This is a genomic window from Mucilaginibacter dorajii (assembly GCF_024808255.1).
In the GTDB taxonomy this organism is placed as follows: Bacteria; Bacteroidota; Bacteroidia; order Sphingobacteriales; family Sphingobacteriaceae; genus Mucilaginibacter; species Mucilaginibacter dorajii.
Genome location: NZ_JANTYS010000020.1, coordinates 34692 through 60546, shown reverse-complemented (window position 1 = coordinate 60546; position 25855 = coordinate 34692). Strand labels below are relative to the sequence as shown.

At 43.1% G+C, this 25855-nt stretch carries 12 protein-coding genes; 9 read left to right on the top strand and 3 right to left on the bottom strand.

What is annotated here, in order from left to right:
- Positions 1-25: 25 nt before the first annotated feature.
- The 9 genes from FHS10_RS22330 (at position 26) to FHS10_RS22290 (ending at position 18406) form a co-directional block, all read left to right on the top strand.
- Complete coding sequence (locus FHS10_RS22330) at positions 26-1099, top strand: aldose epimerase family protein (RefSeq protein WP_259095241.1); 1074 nt, start codon at positions 26-28, stop codon at positions 1097-1099.
- Between the two features lie 125 nt (positions 1100-1224).
- Positions 1225-2508 (top strand): DUF3472 domain-containing protein, encoded by a 1284-nt coding sequence (locus FHS10_RS22325; protein ID WP_259095239.1) that lies wholly within the window; start codon positions 1225-1227, stop codon positions 2506-2508.
- A gap of 16 nt (positions 2509-2524) precedes the next feature.
- Entirely contained in the window at positions 2525-3877 is a 1353-nt protein-coding gene (locus FHS10_RS22320; protein ID WP_259095236.1) for a Gfo/Idh/MocA family protein, read from the top strand.
- Positions 3878-4590: 713 nt separating this feature from the next.
- Positions 4591-7677, top strand: a complete 3087-nt coding sequence (locus FHS10_RS22315; protein ID WP_259095232.1) for a SusC/RagA family TonB-linked outer membrane protein — start codon at positions 4591-4593, stop codon at positions 7675-7677.
- Between the two features lie 41 nt (positions 7678-7718).
- Positions 7719-9239 (top strand): RagB/SusD family nutrient uptake outer membrane protein, encoded by a 1521-nt coding sequence (locus FHS10_RS22310; RefSeq protein WP_259095230.1) that lies wholly within the window; start codon positions 7719-7721, stop codon positions 9237-9239.
- Positions 9240-9498: 259 nt separating this feature from the next.
- Complete coding sequence (locus FHS10_RS22305) at positions 9499-10908, top strand: aryl-sulfate sulfotransferase (RefSeq protein WP_259095228.1); 1410 nt, start codon at positions 9499-9501, stop codon at positions 10906-10908.
- A 3-nt stretch (positions 10909-10911) separates the two neighbouring features.
- A complete protein-coding gene (locus FHS10_RS22300; protein ID WP_259095218.1) occupies positions 10912-11934 on the top strand; it encodes a c-type cytochrome in 1023 nt (340 codons plus the stop codon).
- Between the two features lie 373 nt (positions 11935-12307).
- Complete coding sequence (locus FHS10_RS22295) at positions 12308-15295, top strand: glycoside hydrolase domain-containing protein (RefSeq protein WP_259095207.1); 2988 nt, start codon at positions 12308-12310, stop codon at positions 15293-15295.
- A 9-nt stretch (positions 15296-15304) separates the two neighbouring features.
- A complete protein-coding gene (locus FHS10_RS22290; protein ID WP_259095205.1) occupies positions 15305-18406 on the top strand; it encodes a DUF5107 domain-containing protein in 3102 nt (1033 codons plus the stop codon).
- A 545-nt stretch (positions 18407-18951) separates the two neighbouring features.
- On the opposite strand, the gene FHS10_RS22285 is transcribed toward FHS10_RS22290, so the two are convergent.
- Genes FHS10_RS22285 through FHS10_RS22275 form a run of 3 tightly spaced genes read right to left on the bottom strand, consistent with a single transcriptional unit; the run spans position 18952 to position 25834 of the window.
- Positions 18952-21141: a glycoside hydrolase family 3 N-terminal domain-containing protein gene (locus tag FHS10_RS22285; RefSeq protein WP_259095203.1), complete on the bottom strand. Its 2190-nt coding sequence runs from the start codon at positions 21139-21141 to the stop codon at positions 18952-18954.
- 35 nt (positions 21142-21176) lie between these two features.
- Positions 21177-22520: a vanadium-dependent haloperoxidase gene (locus FHS10_RS22280; protein WP_259095194.1), complete on the bottom strand. Its 1344-nt coding sequence runs from the start codon at positions 22518-22520 to the stop codon at positions 21177-21179.
- Positions 22520-25834 carry a VCBS repeat-containing protein gene (locus FHS10_RS22275; protein WP_259095191.1) on the bottom strand — a complete coding sequence of 1105 codons (3315 nt, stop codon included), beginning with the start codon at positions 25832-25834 and terminating at the stop codon, positions 22520-22522. The genes FHS10_RS22280 and FHS10_RS22275 overlap by 1 nt, the downstream gene beginning before the upstream one ends.
- Between the last annotated feature and the right edge of the window lie 21 nt (positions 25835-25855).

The window sequence follows — 25855 nt, the reverse complement described above, 5'->3', positions numbered from 1 at the left end:
GAATTAAACCTTTATAAGCCTTAATATGAATGCCAATACAATAACGGTTAAAAACTGGGGCGAAGTGGATGGGAAGCACATTTTACTTTACCAGCTTTGCAATAAAAACGGAATGACGGTTTGCATCACCAATTATGGTGCGTCTATCCAGGCTATCAATACACCCGACAAAGACGGTAATATGGCCGATGTTGTTTTAGGTTACGACGATGTGCAAGGCTACGTTAATGACCCGTATTACACAGGCGCCATTGTGGGCCGCTTTGCCAACCGTATAGATGGTGGCCTGGTTACACTGGATGGGGAGCAATATCAGTTAACCGTAAAACCCGGAGGTTTTCATCACCATGGCGGGGCGATTGGTTTCAACAAAAAGGTATGGACAGCAAAGCATTTTGCGCAGGAAGGTAAAACGGGTGTAATCTTGCAATACATTAGCGCCGATGGAGAGGAAGGTTTTCCCGGCGAATTAAGCACTACCGTTACCTATACCCTGAATAATAAAAACCAGCTGACAGTTGATTTTAAGGCTACAACAACAAAAACCACCCTGGTCAATTTAACCCAGCACGCTTATTTTAATTTGTCGGGGCAGGCCGGTACTTCTATTTTAGGACATCAGTTGATGATGCCCCTGCAAAATTACCTGCCGGTAAGCCCCAAGCAGGTACCGATAGGAGAACTTGAGCCTGTTAACGGAACTCCATTTGATTTCAGGCAGGCCACAGCAATTGGCGAAAGGATAGAAGATAACAATGAGCAATTGATCCTGAGTGCAGGTTACGATCATTCCTTCGTGATTAAAACCGAGGATTTTGATGGCCTGCTGATGGCCGCCAGCGTAACCGAACCTGTAAGCGGTAGGGTGATGAATGTTTACACTACAGAACCATCGGTACATTTATACACGGGTAATTTTATTGAAGATAATTCGCCGGGGAAAAATGGTGCTAAATATATGCGCCGCGGCGGCCTTTGTTTAGAAACACAGCATTATCCTGATGCGCCTAATCACGCGCATTTTCCATCAACCGTACTGAAACCCGGAAAAATCTTTAAAAGCAAAACCATTTTTGAATTTACAACAAACACCATTTAAAGGATAAAAATGGCCAGTTTTCAAACGTTTGCGTTGAATTGAACGCCAATGTTTTTCGCTAAAACGCTGAATGCTATTACATTTATAAAACGATACCCCGTTTATTGTTCGCTTGATATTACGTTATGAAAAAATACATCTACACCTGTTTTTCTATACTGTTAATCTTGGTTAGCCGCGATGTTTCCATTGCCCAGGAGTATAAACACGTTATTCCCGTTGGTGGTAATGCCTGGGTTATTAATCCTGATACCATAACTGATGAGGGCTTGCTGAACTGGAAGGGCACCAAAACGGATATCTATTTCCGGGTTTCGGTAGCGCAGGACCTTAAACTGAGCCTGCGCCTGAGAGTGCCGCAGGGCGAAAGCAAGATAAGTATTAAAGCCGGCGATAATTACATTTCAAAAAAGATAAGTAACCGTGCTTTTGATACCATTGAAATGGGTACAATTCACCTTAACTATGCCGGGCATGTAAAAATTGAATTGAAGGGGATCAGCAAAACAGGTGCTGTTTACGCCGATGTAACAGACCTGGTTATTCAAGTCGCAAAGCCGGATGCAGATGTTGCCTACGTAAAACAGGGCAGTTCATTCCATTTTGGTAGGAGGGGGCCATCGGTACACTTGCGTTATACTATCCCCGGCGATAAAAAAACAAATGTAAAGTGGTTTTACAATGAGATTATAGCACCTAAGGGGCAGGATATTGTAGGATCATATTTTATGGCCGATGGCTTTGGGCAGGGATACTTTGGCATGCAGGTAAATTCACCTACAGAACGCAGGGTGTTATTTTCGGTATGGAGCCCTTTTAATACCGAAGACCCTAAAAGTATTCCCGATAGTATGCGCATTAAGCTGATAAAAGGTGGCGAAGGTGTTCATATAGGCGAATTTGGTAACGAAGGGTCGGGCGGGCAAAGCTATATGCGCTACCCCTGGCAGGCAGGTAAGGCCTACGCGTTTTTGTTAAGTGCAGAGCCCGATGCGGCTAAAAACTCAACTATTTTTACTGCTTATTTTGAGGATGTTGCCGCCGGAAAATGGTTTTTAATAGCCAGTTTTAACCGCCCGCAAAAAGCTACTTACCTTACAAACCTTTATTCTTTTGTAGAAAACTTTGAACCGGAAAACGGCGATAAAACACGCAAAGCCCTGTTTACCAATCAATGGATTGCCAATGATGCCAATAACTGGCAACAATTAACAGGTGCAACCTACACCGGCGATGCCACGGCAAAGGCCAATTACCGCAAAGATTACGCCGGTGGTGTAGAAGCGGATAAATTTTACCTGCAAAATGGTGGCTTTTTTGATGGCTTTGTAAAGCTAAACATCCCATTTACGCGTGCTGCTGTAACCAGGCGGCCTGTTATCAACCTAAGTAATTTACCAGTTAAATAAAATACAACCAGTTATAATGGAAAGAAGAGAATTTATAAAAAACAGCGCTATTGCCGCCGCCGGATTTAGCATATTGCCCACCGGCAGCTTATTTGCATCTGCTCAGGCCAAAGTAAGATTAGGTTACATTGGCGTTGGGGCACGTGGCATGAGCCATATTGCCGAAGGCCTGCTGCGCGATGACGTAGAAGTGGTAGCCATTTGTGATACGCAGGAGCATTCATTGAAAATTTGCCGAGAATACATTGCAAAAAAGGGCCATGCCCCGGTAAAAGAATACACCGGCGGATTGGATGCCTACAAAATGCTGTTAGACCATAAAGATATCGATGCCGTGATCATAGCCACACCATGGCAGTTTCACCATTCACAGGCTATTGATGCCATGAAGGCCGGTAAATACGTGGGCTGCGAAGTTATCGCAGGCCTTACAGTAGAAGATCATTGGGATATTGTGCACACTTCCGAAAAAACAGGCATGCCGTATATGACCCTTGAAAATGTTTGCTATCGCCGTGATGTGATGGCCGCGCTTAACATGGTACGGCAGGACCTTTTTGGTGAGATCATTCATTTGGAAGGTGGTTACCAGCATAATTTAAGATCGGTATTATTTAATGATGGTAAAGGTAGTTACGGCAATACCGGTGTGGAGTATGGCCCCAATGCGTTAAGCGAAGCCCAATGGCGTACCCAGTTTAATATAGATGTGGATGGCGATATTTATCCAACCCATGGAGTAGGTCCTTGTATGCATTATGCCAATATAAACGCGGGTAACCGTTTTACCAACCTGGTATCTTTTAGTTCGAAGGCGCGCGGTTTGGGCACCTACATAGAGGAATTATCGCCCGGCCACCCCAACGCGAAGATCAACTATAAAAATGGAGATGTAACTACCACCATGATCAACTGTTCAAATGGCGAAACGGTGATGCTAAGCCACGATACGCATTTGCCGCGCCCATATTCCTTAGGTTTTAGGGTGCAGGGCACCAAGGGCCTGTGGATGGATGTAAACAAAAGCGTTTATATCGACCATAAATCAAAAGAAGACGACGCCTGGGAGCCTGCACAGCAATGGTTTGATAAGTATGATCATCCACTATGGAAAAAGTACGAAAAACTGGCCCAGGGCGCCGGCCATGGCGGTATGGACTGGTTTGTATTTAACGCCTTTATCGAATCGGTAAAGCAAAAGAAACAAACACCCATTGATGTGTATGATTCTGTAACCATGAGTGTGATCACACCGCTATCAACGCAATCACTCAAAAAAGGAAATGCTTCTATTGAGTTCCCTGATTTTACCAAAGGTAAATGGAAGGATAGAAAAAATACCTTTGCTTTGGATGATAGCGGGTTTTAGATATAAGTTGATACCACGGTGAATCCACGGCCCATATAGCATCTGCTACATGGGCCGTGTTGTTTTTGGTAGCTGCCGCGGGTTTAGCAAAGCGCAACTCGTGGCACACATAATTTAAGTTTCCACAACCAGGGAAAAAGGCATCTGATTGGGTTAACATAACTTAACATATTTCAAAAATATATTTTATAAACATTTAATAATCAGTGTTTTATATTTTAACAAGGTTAACACTAAACTGATGTGTCGTGCAGTTTAGGGGCATCCAAATATTTGTGCCTGTTGGTGCCGAATACAGGTGCCGAATGAACCAGGATCGGGCGATAAAAACAAGGTATCGTTTGATGTTGATATATTCCGACGGTATAAGCTTATTCCGTTTGCTATTATTAAAAACAGCTTATCGCCGTTAACTATTTTGATGCGTTTGCATTGCATCTGTCCAAAACACGCAGAATCTTGGAATTATACATGTTAACAGGCTGTTAAATCGTCTCTAATCGTCATTAAATCACCCCGTTTAGTCAATTGTATAACATGCAATTTGTTATTTATCAAACGTTTGCGTAATGCTTGTTTAGGCTTATGCAAACGTTTGCGCTGTGTAAAAACAAGCCTTTTTAACCTTGTATATCTAACTTCCAATATTCAAACCAAGCACAGAACTAACAAAAATCTAACAATTAATTAATTGATACTAACACCAGAAACGTATGATTAAAGTTTACTCACACCTCGACCCAGGTTTCAGAAGCGTTTTAAAAAAGGGAGGCATTGGCCATTCTCTTTTTAAACTTGCCTGCTGTTTCCTGTTTTTATTGTTGCCTGCACTTGCAAGCGCGCAAACGGTGGTAACCGGTACCGTAAAAGATAAGGACGGGGCCATTATTGGCGCAACCGTAACCGAAAAGGGTATTAAAAATAACACCACAACAGATTTAAACGGAAAGTTTAAACTTACCCTTAAAGGTAGTACTCATGTTTTGGTTATATCTTATATAGGATACAAACCACAGGAAGTTACCGCAGGCAGTGGCGAGATAGCTGTAGTTTTACAGGAAGACCTTAATAAACTAAACGAAGTTGTAGTAGTAGGTTACGGCTCGGTTAAAAAGGGCGACCTTACCGGTTCTGTAAGTTCTATTAAAAGCGATAACCTAACCCTTGGTGGTACCAGTACCAATATTGGGCAAGCCATACAGGGTAAAGCGGCCGGTGTTCAGGTGCAACAAGCAAGCTCGGCTCCGGGTTCTGGCATCAACATTACTGTAAGGGGTGGCAACTCTATTAATACATCAACATCGCCATTGTATGTAATTGATGGTTTTATTAGTGATAATGGCAGCCAGATAAACCCTAATGATGTGGATGACATCCAGGTACTAAAAGATGCTGCCGCTACGGCTATTTATGGTGCAAGGGGTGGTAATGGTGTAGTTTTAATCACCACCAAAAAAGGTAAAAACGGCACGGTTTCTTTAGATGCTGATATTGCCGGAGGTACGCAGTATTTAACCTATAAACCAGGCTTACTAACCGGGCAGCAGTATACCGATATCCAAAACGCTACCGCGCTTGAAGATGGTAAACCACAACCATACCCAACAAGCTTTACGGTAGCCAATACCAATTGGTTAAAACTGGCAACTCAAAATGCAACCGTTCAAAACCGCAGCATTAGCTTAAGCGCGGGCGACCAAACTTCTAAGATATACGCATCTGGTAATTATATAAAACAGGTAGGTGTTTTACAGCACACCGGTTTTGAAAGATATACCGCAAGGATAGGTGCCGAAAAAACAATGAATGAGAATTTGAAGCTAAACGCTAACTTTTACGGCGCCAGTTCAACCTCAACGCTCCAAACATATACAGGCGATATCACCGCGCCGTTGTTTAGTTTGTTAACCGCACCACCAAATGTGCTGCCTTATAACGCCGATGGAACTTATAACTATTATGTTATACAAGGCGGCAAAAGCAATGCTTTGGCTGGTTTGTTGGAGCCAACCAATAATAGTGGCAACAAATTGGTAAACGCCAATATAGGTTTAGATTATAAATTGATAAAAGGCTTAACCTACCACCTAACCGCGGGCAGCGAGTATAGCCAAACTACTGCCGGCCAGTATTTGCCTCAAACAACTATTTCCGGGGCAAAGCAAGGTGGTGTTGCAAGCGAGAAAACTTCATCAACCTTTAGGTGGATAGTAGAGAATTATTTTACCTATAAGTTCAACATCAATAAAGATCATGACTTTACTGTTTTATTAGGTAACTCAAACCAAAAAGATGTTGCAGAATCATTAAACGCCGGTTCGAAAGGTTTTTCAACCGATGCTTTTCTCTACTATAATCTTAACGCCGGTTCATTAAGCAATGGTTATGGCAGCAGTAAAACAGAGGCCTTGCTTACTTCATATTTCACAAGGCTTAACTACAGCTATAAAGATAAGGTATTGGCTACTTTTTCTTACAGGGATGACAGGTCATCAAACTTTGGTGCAAACAAAAGAACAGGCTTTTTCCCATCGGGTGCCGTTGCTTACAAATTTACCGATGAAGACTTTATTAAAAACCTTAATACTTTCTCTAATTTAAAATTGAGGGTTAGTTACGGTATAACCGGTAACGATAGAATCCCGGCCAGTTTATACCTTTCTACTTTTGGTCCGTATAATACAGTTGTTAATACAAGCGGACAGTTACAGCCAGGTATCGAGCCGAAAAGTTTGGCCAACCCTAACCTGAAATGGGAAAGCACAGCGCAGTTTGACGCGGGCTTAGACATGGGATTTGCTAACGGCCGAATTAATGCCACCATTGATTATTATAGCAAAAAAACTACCGATCTTTTAATTCAGATCCCTATTGGGCAGGAGTGGGGCTTTAGCAGCCAGTATGTAAATGGTGGCGCTATCCAAAATAAAGGGATTGAGCTATCTGTAAATACAAACAACATTCACAGCAGCGACTTTTCATGGAATACTAATATAACTTTTGCTTATAATAAACAAAAAGCGCTGGATCTGGGTCGTGGAGTAAGTGTGATCAGCTCAAATACGGCTAATCCAAGCGGCACTGTATCTGCCCAGGAATTTACCAGGCTGGTGCCGGGTATTGAGCTTGGCGAACTTTATGGTTATGTTTATGAAGGTGTGGTTAAAACCGGCGAAAAATACGCGCCGCAACCAAATTCAAAAGCAGGTGATCCTAAATATAAAGATGTTAACGGCGACGGCGTGATCACCCCGGCCGATCGTACTTATCTTGGTAATTCAAACCCGCATTATATGGCTGGTTTTGGTAACGATTTTCATTATAAAGGTATTGATCTGGGCATCTTTTTCCAGGGCGCGTTTGATTATTACCTATACAATATGAATAACATGGTGCTGGAATCAACAACAGGGGTTGCTGCATTAAACAGGTTTGTTGCCGGCAAAAACGAAAATACATCAGTGCCACGTGAAGGTTATTACCTAAGCACCTACGGTAGTTATGTGAATTCACGCTTTGTTGAAAATGCCTCGTATGTACGTTTAAAATCGCTTACGCTGGCTTATAACTTCCCGTCGTCGCTGTTTCAACACATGAAAATAATACAGGGTATCCGGATCTATGGAGAAGCGCAAAATTTGTTTACCATAACCGGTTATAAAGGTACCGACCCGGAAGCGAACGCTCACCCGGTGGCGGGAGTTGATAACTCCACCAATAACCTTGGCGGCGGTTTGGATTTTAACTCTTTCCCTGCATTTAAAACGGTAACATTTGGTATCAAGGTTTCTGTTCATTAATGAAAATCATCCATCAAACGGATCAACAAAAAATAAAGCAAATGAAAAAATATAATATTATACTCCTGGCAGCGGCGGTATTTTCCGCATTTTCCTGCAACAAATCAAGCCTGGAGCCCAAGATCTATAGCAGCTTGACCAGCCAAAACGCTTTTTTAACAAAATCTGATGCTATCGCGGCGGTTAACGCCGTTTATGCCCGGCTTAAAGGTCCTTCGGTAGGCGATAACTTTGATTATTGGACAGTGCGCCACTTTGCGCTTACCGATCTTACAACAGATGTGGCCCATTGCAGTTACACGGGCGATCCTGGTCAGCTTTCCAATATTCAATGGAACTCGGCTAACGGACTTATAGGTGAGGATTACAGGCAGATATATAAACTGGTGGCCAACGCCAATAACGCTATATACAATATATCGGCCATGACCACTATTAGCGCTGCTCAAAAAAGCCAGTTTTTGGCCGAAATGAAATTTCTACGCGCCATCGCTTATTCCGATCTTACCGATTCGTGGGGCCCGGTAATTTTAAATACCGAAAAGGATATTGCCAATCCCAATTATACAGCTAAAACATCGCCATCTCCGGTTGCCGATGTTGATGCCCTGATGATTGCCGATTTGCAAAATGCCATTACCGTATTGCCTGTAGATTACAGCAAGAGCGATATTTACAGTACCAATGATGTTGGCCGGGCCACAAAAGGGGCAGCCACGTTTTTACTGGCAAAAATATACCTGCGTCAACACCAATGGCAAAAAGCGGCCGACTTAACCAAACAGGTAATAGATTTAAATATTTACCAGCTTTACCCAAGCTATGCCGGCTTATTTAAAGAAGCCAATACCTGGTGTTCTGAAAATATTTTTTCGGTATTGAGCGATGCGAATGTGAACGGTACCGAACTGTTAAATCACTTTGGTCCGCTTAGCCATCCCTATCTTACAGATAGGTGGCAGTATTATGCCGTAACCTGGGATTTTTATCACAGCTATGGTGATGAGGACGATCGTAAAAAAATGTTTTTTACCCAATATGATGGTGTGGATGGTTTAACCCATAAAGAAGAGCCATCACCGGGTGCTACAGCCCCTGCCGGTGTATTATATATGCCAGATGTGGCTACCATGAAATATGCCGATCCAAACGGTGCAAACACCTATTATGATGGCCACAGTGTTGATATTTTACGCTATGCCGATGTATTGCTAAGCAGGGCAGAAGCCCTGAACGAACTTGGCGGCCCAACTGCCGAAGCTGTTGCTTTAGTGAACCAGGTAAAAGCCCGCTCACATGCTAAACAACTGGTGGCTTCGACACTTACCCAATCAACATTCCGTGATGCATTGTTACAGGAACGTGGATGGGAGTTATACTATGAGGGTAAAAGAAGAGCCGATTTAAAAAGATTTGGTAAATATGATGTAGTTGTAAACGCCTATCTGAAACGCACAGGCCAAACGCAAACAGTACAACTGCCGCGCGATGAGTTTTTCCCTTATCCGCTTAGCCAAACTCAAATTAATCCTAATTTGAGTAACGCGGGCAGGCAGCAATAAGACTTTTTTGATTGATTGAGTTGTTTGTTAGCGATGGGTGTATGCCCATCGCTATTTTGGAGAGAAGGCATAAACACTATGTCATTGCGAGTTGTAAAATCCGGGGATTTTAAAGTTGTCATGGGTAGGCACGAAGCAAATATAAAACTATGTCATTGCGAGCGCAGCGCGGCAATCTCGTAGTACTACAGGGCGAATAAGCATAACTACGAGATTGCTTCGTTCCTCGCAATGACATAATTGGATTAAAATTAATAAAATGAGATATAGCTTCAGTTATTTTATAGTGTTACTTACTGCGGTGATATTGACAGGCTGTAACGCGCCGGTAACGGTTAAGGAGATCCACTTAGGCCTGCATAAAAATAACGACCTGAAAATCAGGATTGACGTTACCACCACCCGCAAGGCCGATGTTTATGCCGAATATTGGGCCGACAGCAGCGCGGGTAAAAAATACACTTCGGTGGTATCAAAAAACGCGGACGCCCATTCTTTCGTGCTATGCAACATCACCCCCAATACAGCTTACTCTTACGATATTGTAACGGTTGCCGATGGTAAAAAAACGATAAGCAAAATCTACACCTTTAAATCGCATGAGTTGCCGCTTTTTTTGCAGGATCAGTTTAATGCCAAAACAGCCGATAAGGCGGCATTGCCGCCTGTTTTTAAAGATGGTTTAATGCTCATCAACAAACGATATGCCCCCGGTGTTGCTTACCTGGTTGATTATAAAGGCCGCATCAGGTGGTACCATATGATTGACAGGCTCGGTTTTAAGGTGATCAACTTTACAAAAGACAACACCTTGTTATCCATACTTGGCCGTAATGACGAGCCTACCAGCTATGGCAGCGAGATATTAGAAATCGATTTAGCGGGTGATACTTTGTTACATCTCAAAAAGGGTGATGCCGATTTTAAACAAACCATTCACCACGAAATTCTGAAAAATAACAAAGGCCAGTTAGTCACTCTTTTTGTCGATCAAAAGATTATGGATTTAACCAAAGTTGGCGGTAGCAAAAAAGATACTGTTAATGGCGACGGCATTTTGGTGATGGATAAAACGGGTAAAGAAATTTACCGATGGAGTGTGTTCAATGTGCTCGATCCGTTAAAAGACCCACATCTGCTTAAAACAAAAAAAGACTGGATGCACGCCAACAGTCTTAATTATGATACAGACGGTAACTACCTCATGTCGTTTTACAATAACGGGCAGATCTGGAAAATTAATGCCACTACCGGTAAAGTGATCTACAAGTTTGGAAAAGGCGGTGATATTGCCCTGCCTGCCGAATGTAATTTTACCCAGGCGCACGCAGCCCATATTAACCAGCACGGCGACCTGATGTTTTTTGATAACGGTGTTGAAAAGCACCAGAGCGGTGTATTTGCCATGAAAGTGAATGAGCAGGCCAAAACCGCTCAGATAGCTATGCACTTTCAGCTCCCTAAACAGATCTTTAACGGAAGGATGGGGAGCGCATATTTAGTCAACGATACTACCACACTGGTTTGCTGCTCCAAAAGGCACATTATTGTACTGGCCAATACCAAGGGCGTTTTACAATGGACGATGGAAACATCGGTACCAACATATCGTGCCGGGTTTATCAGGTATGCCCAGCTTGATCCTTATTTAAAACCTTTAGCTGATTAACGAATGAAAAAGAGATATACCTATATATTTTTCCTGTTCGGGATATTTGTACTGGCCAACGCCATGCAGCTGTTAAGCTCCTGCAACGGCAACAAAGCCGAAGGGGTTGCAATAGACTCGTTAATTGCCCATGCTGATAGCGTGGTTAGTGTTGATACCTCAAAAATGCCTGGCGGCAAATATGGCGCAGCCGTTAAATATGGTCGCGAGCTGATGTTGCATACGGCGTATTACATTGGTCCGGATGGTATTAATGGTCATTACACAGGCAATAAAATGAATTGTACCAATTGCCACCGCGACGCCGGTGCAAGGCCGTACGCGTTTAACCTGGTGAGGGCGTTTAGGGATTATCCGCAATACCGTGCCCGTGAAGGCAGGATACTGTCATTGGCCGAGCGGATCAACAACTGCGTAATGCGCCCCAATTTAGGCCGGCCATTACCGTTGGATAGCAAGGAAATGATTTCCATTATGGCTTACCTGAAATTTCTGAGTGATTCTACCCAGATAGATGCAAAAACCAAAGGACTTAAAAATATGCTTGTTGAGTTGCCGGATCATGCGGCATCGCCGGAAAATGGCGAAAAACTGTATATTGAGCATTGCCAACGCTGCCATGCCGCCAATGGCGAAGGCAAAATGAGATTTGACCAGGTAACTTACAAGTATCCGCCGGTATGGGGTTTATTGGCTTACAGGCCGGGTTCAAGTATGCACCGTGTGGTTAAACTGGCACAGTGGTTAAAAGGCAACATGCCTTATGATAAAACAACACCGGGCAAACCATTCCTTACCGATGCCGAAGCTTTGGATATTGCCGCTTTTGTAAACGACGATAAAATACACAAACGCCCGGCTGCCAAAACAACCAAGGAGGAAGATTACCCTAATCACGAAGAAAAAGCGATAGATTACGATAAAGGGCCGTTTAAAGACCCTTTCTCAGAACAACAACATAAATACGGCCCATACAAACCCATTATTGATTACTGGGAAGGGAAGGGGATAACGCCGGCCATTTAGGCCAAATAATATGTCATTGCAAGTTGTAAAATCCGGTGGCCTTTGAAGGTGAAAATGACATGTCAAACTATCCTCTCCATCTTGTCATGCTGAGGAACGAAGCATCTATTCGCGAACTTCCAGGGCAAACAGGCATGGCGTAGAATAGATCCTTCGTTCCTCAGGATGACAAACATTTTTCACAAAACATCATAAGAACGAAGCAATGACATAATTGATATAGTAGTTATAAAACGGAAGCCATCCTGAACTTGTTTCAGGACCCTACATGCTAAATATGCGGCATGAAGTAAACCTGTCCTGTGAGATGCCGAAATAAATTCGGCATGACGCGGGTAGATGTAAATACAGAAGTACTGATTAAATTTATACCATGAAAAAACAATTTTTTGCCATCATTTTCCTGTTAGCCGGTTTTACTGCTTCGGCACAAAAAATACCGTATACCAATTGCGACAAATGCTGGCTGCCCGATTCATTAGGAAACCACCGTGTGATAGTGACCTTTAACGGCACAAGTAATATTGCCAAAGTGATCATCCCATGGAGAAGAAGGGATAACGATCCTGAAGGCAAAAGGATCATCATCCAGGATGCGCAAACAAAACGGAAGATCACCAACGTAAAAACGGTTACAATAAACCGCGAATCGGGCGAGATCGTTTTTGAGTCAACGTCGGGTAAGGGTACTTACTACGTGTATTATATGCCTTACAAAAATGAAGGCAGGTCTAATTATCCCAAGGGAGTTTATTTAAAACCCGAAAATACCGCGTCGCAGGACTGGTTGAGCAGAGTAAGCTCTGCCACTAATGTACAAACGGCAATGGTAAAAGAGTTTCAGTCCATAGATGCCTTCAATAGCTTTTACCCAATGGAAGTTATCGCCACAAAAGCAGAAACCGATGCGCTGATCAAAAAGAATAGCTCAACGGCATTCCTGGTTTTTCCGGAGGATAGGCTTAATTCTATCCGTATGACCAAAGACCTGCCACAACGATGGATAGAGCTTGGTCCGCAAGCTAAATATACAGGCACAGCCGCGCGCGGTGAAAACTTTGCTTTTCAGTTGGGTATTTACGCTTTGCAAAACATCCAGGATGTGAAGGTTACATTTAGCAACCTTACTTCGCCAACAGGTAAAACCATCCCGGCATCAGCTTTATTTTGTATTAATACTGGTGGTACTACCTATGATGCGAAACCATTAACCAAAACTGTAAACGTAGCGCAGGGCGAGATCCAGGCCTTATGGTGCGGCGTTGATGTGCCTTCATCTGCTTTGCCATCAACCTATACTGGTAAGGCTACCATCAGCGTAGTAGGACAGGCACCAAAGGTTGTATCAATTTCAATTAAAGTTAGTAGCAAGACATTAAAAGATGGCGGTGTAAGTGAACCCTATAAAATGACCCGCCTTGGCTGGCTTAACTCTACCATGGCACAGCAAAATACCGTTATTGCACCTTATACGCCGCTGGCTGTAAATGGTAATACCGTGAGTTTATTAGGCCGGAAAATAGAAGTTAATAGCGATGGTTTCCCTAAACAGATCCAAACCTACTTTACGCCCGAAATGACGGAATATGCAACGGTTCCTAATAACCTGTTAACAGAAGGTATCCACTTTCATTTTATAAATGCGGCCGGTAACAAAATTAACCTGAAAAGCCAGGGTGTACAGTTCACCAAAAAAGAAGCCGGAACCGTACAGTGGACAGCCATTAGCGCAAATGATTCCCTGCAAATGACGGTGACTGCTTCATTGGAGTTTGATGGGTTTATCGCCTACACTGTAAAAGTAAAAGCCCTGCAGGATGTGAGCTTAAAAGATATTACCATGCATATTCCCTTTAAAAAGGATTACGCTAAATACATGATTGGCCTTGGCCAAAAAGGGGGCTACCGGCCAGAGAATTTTGAATGGAAATGGGATGTTGCCCATAAAAACCAGGATGGTGCCTGGGTTGGTAATGTAAACGGTGGTTTGCAGTATTCGCTGCGCGATGAAAAATATGTTCGTCCGCTAAATACCAATTTCTACCTGCAAAAACCGTTGATATTGCCGTCATCATGGGGCAATGATAACAAAGGAGGCATCAAAATAGCCGATGACGGCAAAGCCGTATTGGTAAACAATTATAGCGGCGCAAGGGACTTGAAAAAAGGCGAGGAGTTGTATTATAATTTTACTTTGCTCGTTACGCCATTCCACACCATTAATACCGATTTTCAATGGGCTACCCGCTTTTATCACGCGTATAAGCCTATTGATACCATAAAGGATGCAGGTGCTACGTTAATCAATATTCACCATGCTACTGCTATCAATCCAACTATAAACTACCCGTTCATCGCCTGGCAAAAAATGAAGGCTTATGACGATTCGGCACACGCGGCAGGTTTAAAGGTGAAAATTTATAATACCATCCGTGAGTTATCAAACCATGCTTATGAAACTTTTGCTTTACGCAGCTTAGGTCATGAAATTTATTCACCAGGTAAAGGCGGCGGCTTTAGCTGGTTACAGGAGCACGTTGGCGACGACTACATTGCTGCCTGGTTTGTTCCCGAAATTAAGGATGCCGCCATCATTAACAGCGGTATGAACCGTTGGCATAATTACTATGTGGAAGGCATGAACTGGCTTACCCAAAACGTAGGTATTGATGGTATTTATTTAGATGACGTAGCCTTTGACCGTGTAACCATGAAACGTGTTAAACGCGTGTTGACTAAAGACGGGCACCCCGGGATTATCGATCTTCACTCGGCCAATCAATACAATAAAAGCGACGGTTTTAACAATAGCGCAAATCTGTACATGGAGCATTTCCCATACCTGAACCGCTTGTGGTTTGGTGAGTATTTTGATTACGAGAAGAACGATCCTGATTTCTTCCTGACCGAAGTAAGTGGAATCCCTTTTGGTTTAATGGGCGAAATGCTGCAGGGCGGCGGCAATAAATGGCGTGGTATGGTTTACGGAATGACTAACCGGATGCCATGGAGCGACGGTGCTGATCCGCGCCCGATATGGAAGGCCTGGGATAACTTTGGCATGAAGGGTACAAAGATGATTGGCTATTGGGTTGAGGATAATCCCGTAAAAACAGATAAAGCCAAAGTGATTGCAACTGTGTACAAAAAGGCAGGAGCAGTTATGGTTGCAATAGCAAGCTGGGAAGATGCCGATACCGATTTTAAACTGGCTATCGACTGGAATAAACTTGGTATTGATCCAACTAAAGCTACTATCACTGCACCCGAAATCAAAAGCTTTCAGTCGGCCAAAACATTCGGTTTGAATGACAGGATCCCGGTTGAAAAAGGAAAAGGTTGGTTATTGATCATTAAATAAGCTAAGCTGATGAAGAAACAATGGCTGATAGTCCTGTGCTTTTGCATGGGAGCAGGGCGGGCTTTGGCCCAACAGGAGGCAAGTGTTAAGGAGTATAACAAAACCATCACCAGTTATCCTTTTTCTGATCCTAACCCCATCCCCAATTTTACCAATGTTTATCCGTATTTCCGTTACGACGGATTTACGGATAAACCGGTACAAAAAGAGTGGAAGATAGTAGAGCTGGAAAACCAATACATCCGGCTTACCATTATGCCGCAGATAGGAGGAAAGATCTGGTCGGCCATTGAAAAATCGACAGGCAAACCTATTGTTTACGAAAACCACGTGATCAAATTCAGGGACATCGCCATGCGCGGCCCATGGACGAGCGGTGGCATTGAACCAAACTACGGTATCATCGGTCATACCCCAAATTCCGTAACCCCTGTTGATTATCTCACCCGCAAAAATGCCGATGGCAGCGTAAGCTGTATCATCAGCGTGCTTGACCTGCTTACCAGTACCACCTGGACAATGGAGGTTAATCTGCCTAAGGATAAAGCATACTTTACCACCAAATCTTTCTGGTATAACTCAACCCCGATTGAGGAACCGTACTACCATTGGATGAACACCGGGATAAAAACAAAGGATAACCTGCAATACATTTTCCCGGGTACCAATTACCTTGGCCACCAGGGCGAATACAGTGATTGGCCCATCAACAAACAAAACGGGAAGGACATCTCTTTTTATGATAACAATAACTTCGGCGGCTACAAATCATATCATGTGTTTGGCAAGTACACCGATTTTTTTGGCGCTTACTGGCACGATGATGATTTTGGGATGGCGCGTTATGGCGGCCATGAGGATAAAGCAGGTAAAAAGATCTGGATATGGGGATTGTCAAACCAGGGGATGATCTGGGAAAAACTGCTCACCGACAATGATGGGCAATACTCCGAAATCCAATCAGGCAGGTTATTCAACCAAACATCGCCAAAAAGTACTTTTACACCGTTTAAACACAAAAGCTTTGCACCCGGCGCATCAGATACCTGGACGGAATACTGGTACCCGGTAATGAAAACGAAAGGCTTTGTACAAGCTAATAACTATGGCGCTTTAAATGTGAAGGCTGCCGGCGGCTGGCTTAAATTATACTTTAACCCGGTACAACAAACAGATGATGTGTTGGAGGTAAAACAGGGGGATAAAGTCATCTACAGTAAAAAACTAACCTTAAACCCGCTACAAATCTTTACCGATTCTATCAAAGCCGATGCAAAAGATGTGGTGGTAACATTAGGTAGTAATAAGCTCATTTATAATAGTAAGCCTGATGCTGATAATTTAAATCGCCCGCTTGATTTGCCAAAAGATTTCGATTGGAACAGCGTCTATGGTTTATATACCCAGGGTAAAGAACTGATGGATCAGAAAATGTATCCCGAAGCGGAAACAAAGCTGAAGGAAGCATTAAGCAAAGATCCATATTACCTGCCGGCATTGGTGCAAACCGCTGTACTCTTGTACCACAACATGCGTTATACCGAAGCCTTAAGTTATGCTAAAACCGCTTTAAGCATCAATACCAATGATGGGGCTGCCAATTATTATTACGGTGTGAGCAATACACAATTAGGTAATATCACCGATGCCAAAGACGGCTTTGATATCGCGTCGTTATCGGTAGAGTACAGGAACACGGCTTATTCGGCTTTGGGAAGTTTATATCTTAAAGAAAAAAACTACCCAAAGGCATTGGAGTTTACTTCAAGAGCGTTGGATTTTAACAGGTACGATATAGGAGCATTGCAGGTGCAGGCCATTGCCTACCGGAGGTTAAAAGATGTTAAAAATGCCACGACGGTTTTGGATACGATATTGGCTTACGAGCCGCTTAGTCATTTTGTGGCATTTGAAAAGTATCTATTGCAGTCAACTGAAGCGAATAAAACCGCTTTCAATTCTATGGTTCGCAACGAGCAACCTATTGAGAGTTATTTAGATCTTGCCGATAGTTATTATAAAAACGGCTGTATTACCGAAAGCGAGCAGGTTTTACAATTATCGCCGGTCAATGTTTTGGTTAATTACAGGTTGGCATTTTTGGCACAGCAACAGGGAAAATCTTATAATGAATTACTAACCAAAGGCAATTCTTTAACAGCTGCTTTTGTATTCCCGTTTCGTAACAGTGATGAGGATGTATTACAGTGGGCAGTGCAGCAAAGCAATAGCTGGAAACCAAAATATTTCCTGGCGTTGTTGTATAAAGATCGTAACAGGATAGAGGAAAGTAAAAAGCTATTTGCCCAATGCGGCAATGAACCGGATTTTGCGCCCTTTTATGCTGCCCGTGCTGCTATGCAGATAGGAGCGACCGATTTAGCCGATTTGAACATGGCGGTAAAACTGGATAAAGGCTGGCGTTATAATAAATTGCTTGGCGAATATTATATAAATCATAACCAATATGCCGATGCTTTGGCCATTGTTGAGCCTTTTTATAAAACTCACGCCGATAATTATATCATCGGTATTTTGTATGCCAAAACTCTGCTATTGAATAAACGCTATAATGATTGTGGCAAACTATTATCCCGTATCAATATCCTGCCATTTGAAGGTGCTACCATTGGTAGGGAATTGTACCGGGAAACCGAACTGATGCAGGCTGCTCAAAAGATGAAGACTAAAAATTATGCCGCCGCGTTAACCTTCATCAAAGAAGCAAAAAACTGGCCTGCCAACCTCGGCGTAGGTAAACCGTATGCTGAAAACGTGGATGAACGCCTGGAGGATTGGATGAGCTATCAATGTTATCTCAAACAAGGCAACACCATTGAAGCCAACAAATTCTTGCAAAAGATCACTGACTTTAAACCTAAAATAGAGAATACCGTAAGCAATTTTTTACCGGCTAATGATTTGGTTACGGCCTGGGCTATTGAAAAACTACAGGATAAGGCGGCCGCAGTTAACTGGCTGAATGCCGAGGTTAAACAGTACCCTGATGATCAAGTATTGCAGTGGGTTAAAGCTGTATTTGAAAGTGGTAGGTATCAACAAACAGAGTTGAGCGATCCTGGGATTAGGATACTTAGAGAGTTAATTTAATTATTTTTGCAGCCGCTTCGCTCATGCTCAAGACCGACCGAAGAGCCCAGGACTTACGCAGTTTTCAAAACTTCGTAAGTCTTTTGTAGTCCACTTACAGGGTAAACGCATCTAAATTGGGTTAACATAACTTAACATATTTTAGATTTTTATTTTGTAAATATTTAATAATCAGCATTTTATATTTTTACAAGGTTAACATAAATTGATGCATCGCGCAAGTTAGGCGCTTCTAAATATTTGTGCCTGTTGATTTCATAAACCCATATATTTCAATAAGTTACCTAATTTTTAATTAATTTATTAATTAAAAAGAAATCCCAATGAGACTTAGCAGGAAAGGTTTTAAAGAGGGATCTACATTTTTTTATGTATTCCCGAGTGCGACCACCTTACAAACAGGTTGATAAGCCATAGGCCAACTAATAATACAACCAGGCCCACAACCAGGCCTGGTTCGTATTTCAATATCCAATCATAAACATGATCATATAGCTTGTTACAGCTATTTTAACCCTGTTAGCTATACTTTGTTTGTATTTCGGCTATTTACCGTTCAGTTTGAAGCTAAAACTAAGTTTTTCATCAGCCGAATTTTCGCCTATGATCAGCTTATAATCACCGGGGTAAAGCTTCCAGTTATGCTTGGTAAGGTCCCATTTCTGAAGTTCTTTAACAGGTATTTTTATGGTGATCAGTTGTTCGTTTCCTTTTGCAACAGAAACCCTTTTAAAACCTTTCAGCTCCTTCAAAGGCATCCTGTCAATTGCCGGGTATTTGATGTAGGCCTGTACAACGTCATCAGCATTGATGTTGCCGGTATTTTTAACTTTTACCTGTACGTTGATGGTGTCTTTAGCTGCATATTGCTTTGATGGGGTAGTGGTGGCCTCGTAGCCAAATGTGCTATAACTCATCCCAAATCCAAAAGGATATTGTACAGCTCCACCAAAATAGCGGTAGGTGCGGCCTTTCATACTATAGCTTTCATATTTGGGCAGATCATTAACCGAATTGTAAAAGGTAAGCGGGAGGTGTCCGGATGGACTTACCTTGCCGAAAACAATATCGGCCAGCGCGTTGCCGCCTTGTTCGCCGGGGTACCAGGCAAAAATTATGGCGTCTGCATAGGGCGCAATGGCCGATACGTCTACATCGCTACCCGCGGTAATTACCGCGATGATAGGTTTTTTAACACCCGCGCGTAGCGCTTTCATAAAAGCAATTTCGCTGGTAGGCAGGCTAAGGTTCTTTTTATCACCGCCCGATTCGGCAAGGAATGCATCGCCTGCTTCGCCTTCCAATACCGGCGACAGGCCCAATACCGCAATGGTAACATCGGCATTGCCCGCGCCCCAGATACCGCCGAAATGGGTGGTATCCCGGTAATCGCAACCCAAATCATACTCCACGCGGGTTGCAGGGTCAACAGCGGCGGTAATGCCTTCAACAAAGTTTACCACCTTGCTGCTTACGCCATGATAGCTGCCAATCATGGCATCCAAAGCTGCGGCATTGGGCCCCAAAACCATAAAGCTGGAGTACTGACCCTGTTTAAACGGTAGTATGTTACCGTCGTTTTTTAACAACACCATGCTCTGTTGCGCAGCCTTACGCGCCAGGTTAATATGTGTAGTATTGTGCAGGCTATCAGTCCCGTAAGTTTTATACGGACTTGCCGCCGCATCGTCAAAAAATCCCAGTTTAAACTGCGTTTTCAGTAAATGGCTAAGTGCAACGTCAACTTCTTTTTCTGTCAATAGTTTTAGCAGGATAGCTTTGATAATATCGTTTTGAAAAACCGACGAGCAATCCAAATCTATCCCCGCTTTAATTGCAGCAGCCGCTGCCTCTGGTGCAGTAGGGATAGTTTTGTGGGTTAAAAATACATCATCCAACGCGCCGCAGTCGGTTACTACGTGGCCTTTAAAGCCCCACTCGTTCCTTAATATATCTGTTACCAGGTTTTTGTTCACCGAATTAGGCACACCGTTGATACTGTTGTAGGCCGTCATTACCGATTCAACGCCATTACTTACCAGGGCGTGAAAGGCATACAGGTAAGTTTCGCGCATATCTTTTTCATCAACTATGGCATCAAAGTAATCACGGGTTGCTTCGGGTCCGCTATGGGCGGCAAAGTGTTTGGCCGTGGCCGATGCTTTTAAATGAAGTGGATCGGTACCCTGCATCCCCTTAACAAATGCCGAACCGATGTGCGCTGTTAAAAATGGGTCTTCGCCATAGGTTTCCTGTCCACGGCCCCAGCGTGGGTCACGGAAAATGTTGATGTTGGGTGTCCAAAAAGTTAAGCCCATGTATTGCAAATGGCGCCCCATCGCGGTAGATAGATTGTATTTTGCGCGTGCCTCGGTAGATATGGCGTCAGATACAGAATCAACCAGGTTTTCATTAAAAGTAGCTGCCAAACCAATAGCCTGCGGAAATATGGTAGCCTCGCCGGCTCTTGCTACACCGTGCAAACCTTCGTTCCACCAGTTATAGGCCGGGATGCCCAACCGCTCAACCGCTTTGCTACGGTAGCCCAATAAGGATACTTTTTCCTCTAAGGTCAGTTTTGACACCAGGTCTTTAATCCTTAATTCAATCGATTGCGAATTATCCCTGAAAATAGGTTTGTTTTGCGCAATAGCGGGTAGTGTAGTTAATAAACAAGCGCCGCCCAACAAGCAGGCTGCACTTGCTTTTATCATTTTTTGTGCGATAGATTTCATTAATGCGTGGAATGGGTGGTACAAATAAACAATTCTTATTTAATAAGCGGTGTAATGCCCGCTTTTTTTATTTTAGCTATAATGCCGCCTCCAACTTTTTGGCCTTGCACATTGCCATTTTCAATGCTTTGCATATAATGGATGCCACCATAAAAGCGCGACATCGAAGCCTCGGCTGCGGCTTGTCTGAATGATTTAAAATCGCGCTGGCTGCTGCCAAATGGGATCTCGGTATTATCGGTATAAGCAAAGTTATCGCCCAGGAGGTAGGTAAGCAACTCGGCCGATGCATTGGAGATCACCGCATGCCCGCTGGTATATTCAGGAAATGGGGGCGTTTGCAACACCGGCTGCCATTTTACATCCATGTAACGATTGATATACGTTTCGGGGCGGATGCGGTTGCTGGTAAACTTCTCTTCCCAGCAGCTGATAAAGGCATCCATCAATGTTAAACCCTCAAGGGCTATAACTACTGTTGAATGATCAAAATCAAGCCCGGCCTGTTTGGTAACCAGCCCGGCAATATGCATCCAGTGGCCACCCGGACTTATCTTTTTATAACCGATAGCCATATGGCCCGATGTGGTGATGGCAAACGGGTTACAATCCCAAAATAAAGCCATATTTAGTTGATCGGTAGTTAGGTGTTTGGATATGTCATACACCGCCTTAACCTGGCCATAAAATGCCGAGGTAGTATCTTTACTGAAAGGGATCAGCGCGGCAGGTTTATACTGCGTAGCCGAATCAATAACCATAGTGCGAATAGTGCGCCAGTTTGGTTCAACCGCTTCAAAGTATCCTGGTGGGGTAGGGTACCATTTGCTTTCGTCCTTAATAGGCGTATATCTTTTAAGCGCGCTCAGCCGACTGTAATGATCTGTTTTTGAAAAGGCTAACGCTATCTTGGATGCCATTTCGCCAACCTTAATCGAGTTAGCTATAATGGTTTTATCAACATTGGTTTTTTGCAGCAGTTGTACAAAGGCGTCTTCATCATCTTTCAGCATAAAGCCCGAAGGCAGCATCAGTTTGGCTGTTTCTAAAATGCTGTAAAAAGCGGCTACTTTATAGTCATACTTAAAGCTGATGGTATCTAAACTGGTGTTCGCTTTATAGTCTTTTACAACCTTTTGCAGTTGTGGAATGCTTTTGTTATTGGCTGCAACAATGTTATACGCCCCCATCATGGTATAGGCATAATAACGCGCTGCAACCGGCGGACTAACTACATCGTGCACCATTACCATAGTTACCGCGTTTACAGCATGATCTGGCTGTAAATAGTCGGGGTAATTATTGGCCGGGGTTTGCGCAAAACAATGCTGCGCTGTTATCGCGCAAAATACTATAAGCGATCTTTTAAAGTGGTTCATTATTCCTGGTAAAATTGAAGTGGCCCGTCACTTACGCCAATTAGTAAATATGGGATCTTATTAATGGTAACCTCAACAGCCGATTTTACATCGCCAATAACCGAGAGACCCGACGTAGGCTGAGGTATATACACAAAGCCCCCTTTGCCATCACCCTTTAACAGGCAGCCGTAATTGGCATCAATGCTGCCTATTTTAAGGCGGTTATCGGAGTGGTTCCCCAGTAGCAAAATATCTATAAGGCCATCATGATCGTAATCGCCGGTTAAAATTTGTGTAGCCGGTGCAAACTGGGCTTCGGTTGGTAACGCAGTTTCTACAAACTTGCCGCTCTGGTTAATATAAAGCGTTGTTTTGGTAGTGTTTACGGTTAGCTTTTGTGCTTTACTTAATTCTTCCGGTGTTAAAACCTCATTTATAGAGGCATCGGCATAAGCTTTATAAGAGCTAAAACGCCTGCGCATAGGGTAAATCTGTTCGTTGAGTTCGTCCCTGCTTACAAAAGGATAACTTTTGCCCTGGATGTAAAAATTAAAGAAGGGATCGATAGAACCATTGTTATCAAAATCGGCAAAATACATTTCACCAGGTTCTTTATCGGTGGCGCGGATTTGGGTGTTTAAACCCAGGTTACCGGCAATCAGGTCGGGTTTGCCATCGCCATTTACATCAGCAAACGTGATCTTGTTCCAGAACCCTTTTTGAGGCGTGGCAAAATAGTTGGCGGTTTTATCTTTAAAGCCATCTTTATCATTGATCAGGATGGTTATGGGCATCAGTTCGCCGCATAAAACCAGGTCTTTACGGCCATCGCCATTTAAATCTATCCATTGGGCATCTGTTACCATGCCGATTTTATTGAACGGGATAATTGCAGCTGTGAATTTACCTTTACCATCGTTAATCAACAGGTAGCTTTGTGGCGTAACCGGGTATTGGCCGGGGATCACCCTGCCGCCAATAAAAATGTCTATATCTCCGTCGCCATCAAAATCAAATGGTTTTACAACCGATTTACTGTTGGCGTTAAGCACCGGCAATGCATTAGGCGAAAGCACAAAACGACCGTTGCCTTCGTTTAGATAAAGTTCGTCCTGTAGTTCAGGTGTATTAGGTTCGTATAATGAGTAACCTCCTTTAGCAATATACAAATCGGGCTTGCCATCGCCATTGACATCAAAAAATGCTGCTGCCGATGTAGTGCCTATGTTATCGGGACTGCCGCGAATAATATCTTTAGCTACATATTTGCCATCTGGTTGTTGTAGGTAAATTTTACCCGGACTGTCTTTCTCGCCGCTTACAAACAAATCTTCCAGGCCATCACCGTTAACATCCGCTTTAACAATAACCGGAGCTGCTTTTGAATACATGAATAGCATCAGTAACTGGCGTTTGAAATCATTCAGGGTGATCTCTTCTGGTTTAAAATCGATGATCGGTTCGGCTCGTTTAAAAATGGGTTTAAGGGTTGCTGTCGACTTTGAAAAAGATTTTTCGGTAGGCTGATATTTGATGGTCAACAGCTGGTCGGCTTTAACATCCTTTAATACCTGCGATGAGTTATCGGGCCAAATGATAAGTACAGAATCAACCGATTTAGCATCGCCTAAACCAAAGTTTAACGTAGTTGATACGCAGGAAAGATAGCCACGATTAGGGTTTACTTCCTGGTATTGGATATTCTTGCCGTTGTACACGGTAACTTTTGCGCCAATCGCATTGGTGTTTTTACCCGTGCCCTTTAGTTTTACAGCAATGTATGAGGTATTGTTAACCTCGCGGCTGGTGTTCTGATAGATAGATGCCGGTTGGTTAATATTATTTACAACCAGGTCGAGGTCGCCGTCATTATCAAGATCGACATATACGGCACCGCTCGAAATGTTTTGCTGGTTTAAACCCCATTCTACCTGTTTATTGCTGAAGGTAAGGTCGTGGTTGTTTCTGAAAATATAATCGGGCACAGCTGTTGATGGCATGGCCATAATTAGGTCCATCAGGCGGAAAGGCTCGCCCGCCATAGCTTTTTTAATTTTGTAATCGCCCCAGTATCGTAAAAAATCTTTGTTGGTGTAATCTCTCAAATAGCCGTTGGTAATGAAAATATCTTTATAACCATCGTTGTCAAAGTCGGCAATAAGGGGGCACCAGCTCCAGTCTGTATTTGATAAGCCTGCAAGCTGCGCAATTTCGCTGAATGTGCCGTCGCCGTTGTTGAGCTGCAGCATGTTGCGCATATATTGTTTGTAAAGTCCCTGGTTTTGCATTAACGCGAAGGACTCGTAGTTTTCTTCTAATTGTAGTGATTTTTGCCGATGGTTATCCTCTGGCAACATATCAAGGGTTATAATATCGGGTAGGCCGTCATTATTAAAATCGGCAATATCAACACCCATCGAAAAGTGCGACATATGCCTCAGCATATCTTTTGATTTCTCTTTAAAAGTACCGTCGTGATTATTGATGTAGATATAATCCGGTTCGTTGTAATCGTTGGTTACATAAATATCGGGCCAGCCATCTTTGTTGATATCGGCAATGGCCACACCCAAACCAAAGGTGAGCGGATTTTGAACTATGCCTGCAACTTTTGATACATCGGTAAAATGACCACCATCGTTCCTGAATAATTTATTGCTGGCCAAATCATCTGTTTGATCTTTATAGCGGGCCAGCTCCATATTGTCAATCTTTTTGATGTTATGGTTAAGCAAGAACATATCCAGATCGCCGTCGTTGTCATAATCAAAAAATACAGCCTGAGTGCTGTATCCCGGGTCATCTAAACCGTAAGCGTTTGCTTCTTCTTTAAATTTATTATTACCCTGGTTTATAAATAGCTGGTTGCTGCGGGTAGCATTATCTGTTTTACCCGAGTAGCAAACGTATATATCCAGCAGGCCATCACCGTTGACATCTGCCATGGTAACGCCGGTTTTCCAGGAACCTGGTCGGCCGCCTAAATCAGGGCTTGCGCTGGCTGTAATATCCTTAAATTTCATGTGCCCCATGTTTAGATAAAGCTTATTGGGCTTCATATTACCGGTAAACATCAAATCGGGCAGGCCATCATTATTAATATCGCCAACGGCTACACCGCCACCATTGTAAAAATACTCGTAGGATAACACGTTGAGTGACTCCGTTTCGTTGATATCATTGCTGAATTTAATATTGGTTTCCTTACTGTTAAGCAAGTTAAACAGCGGCTGCTGCGCATAGGAGGGAAGCGCTGTAAAACAAAATGCCACTACAATTATAGCAGATGGTGCGGTTAAGCGTTTAACGAAAGAAAAAGTAAAAAGGGGCATAAGTACTTTAATAAAAACTCA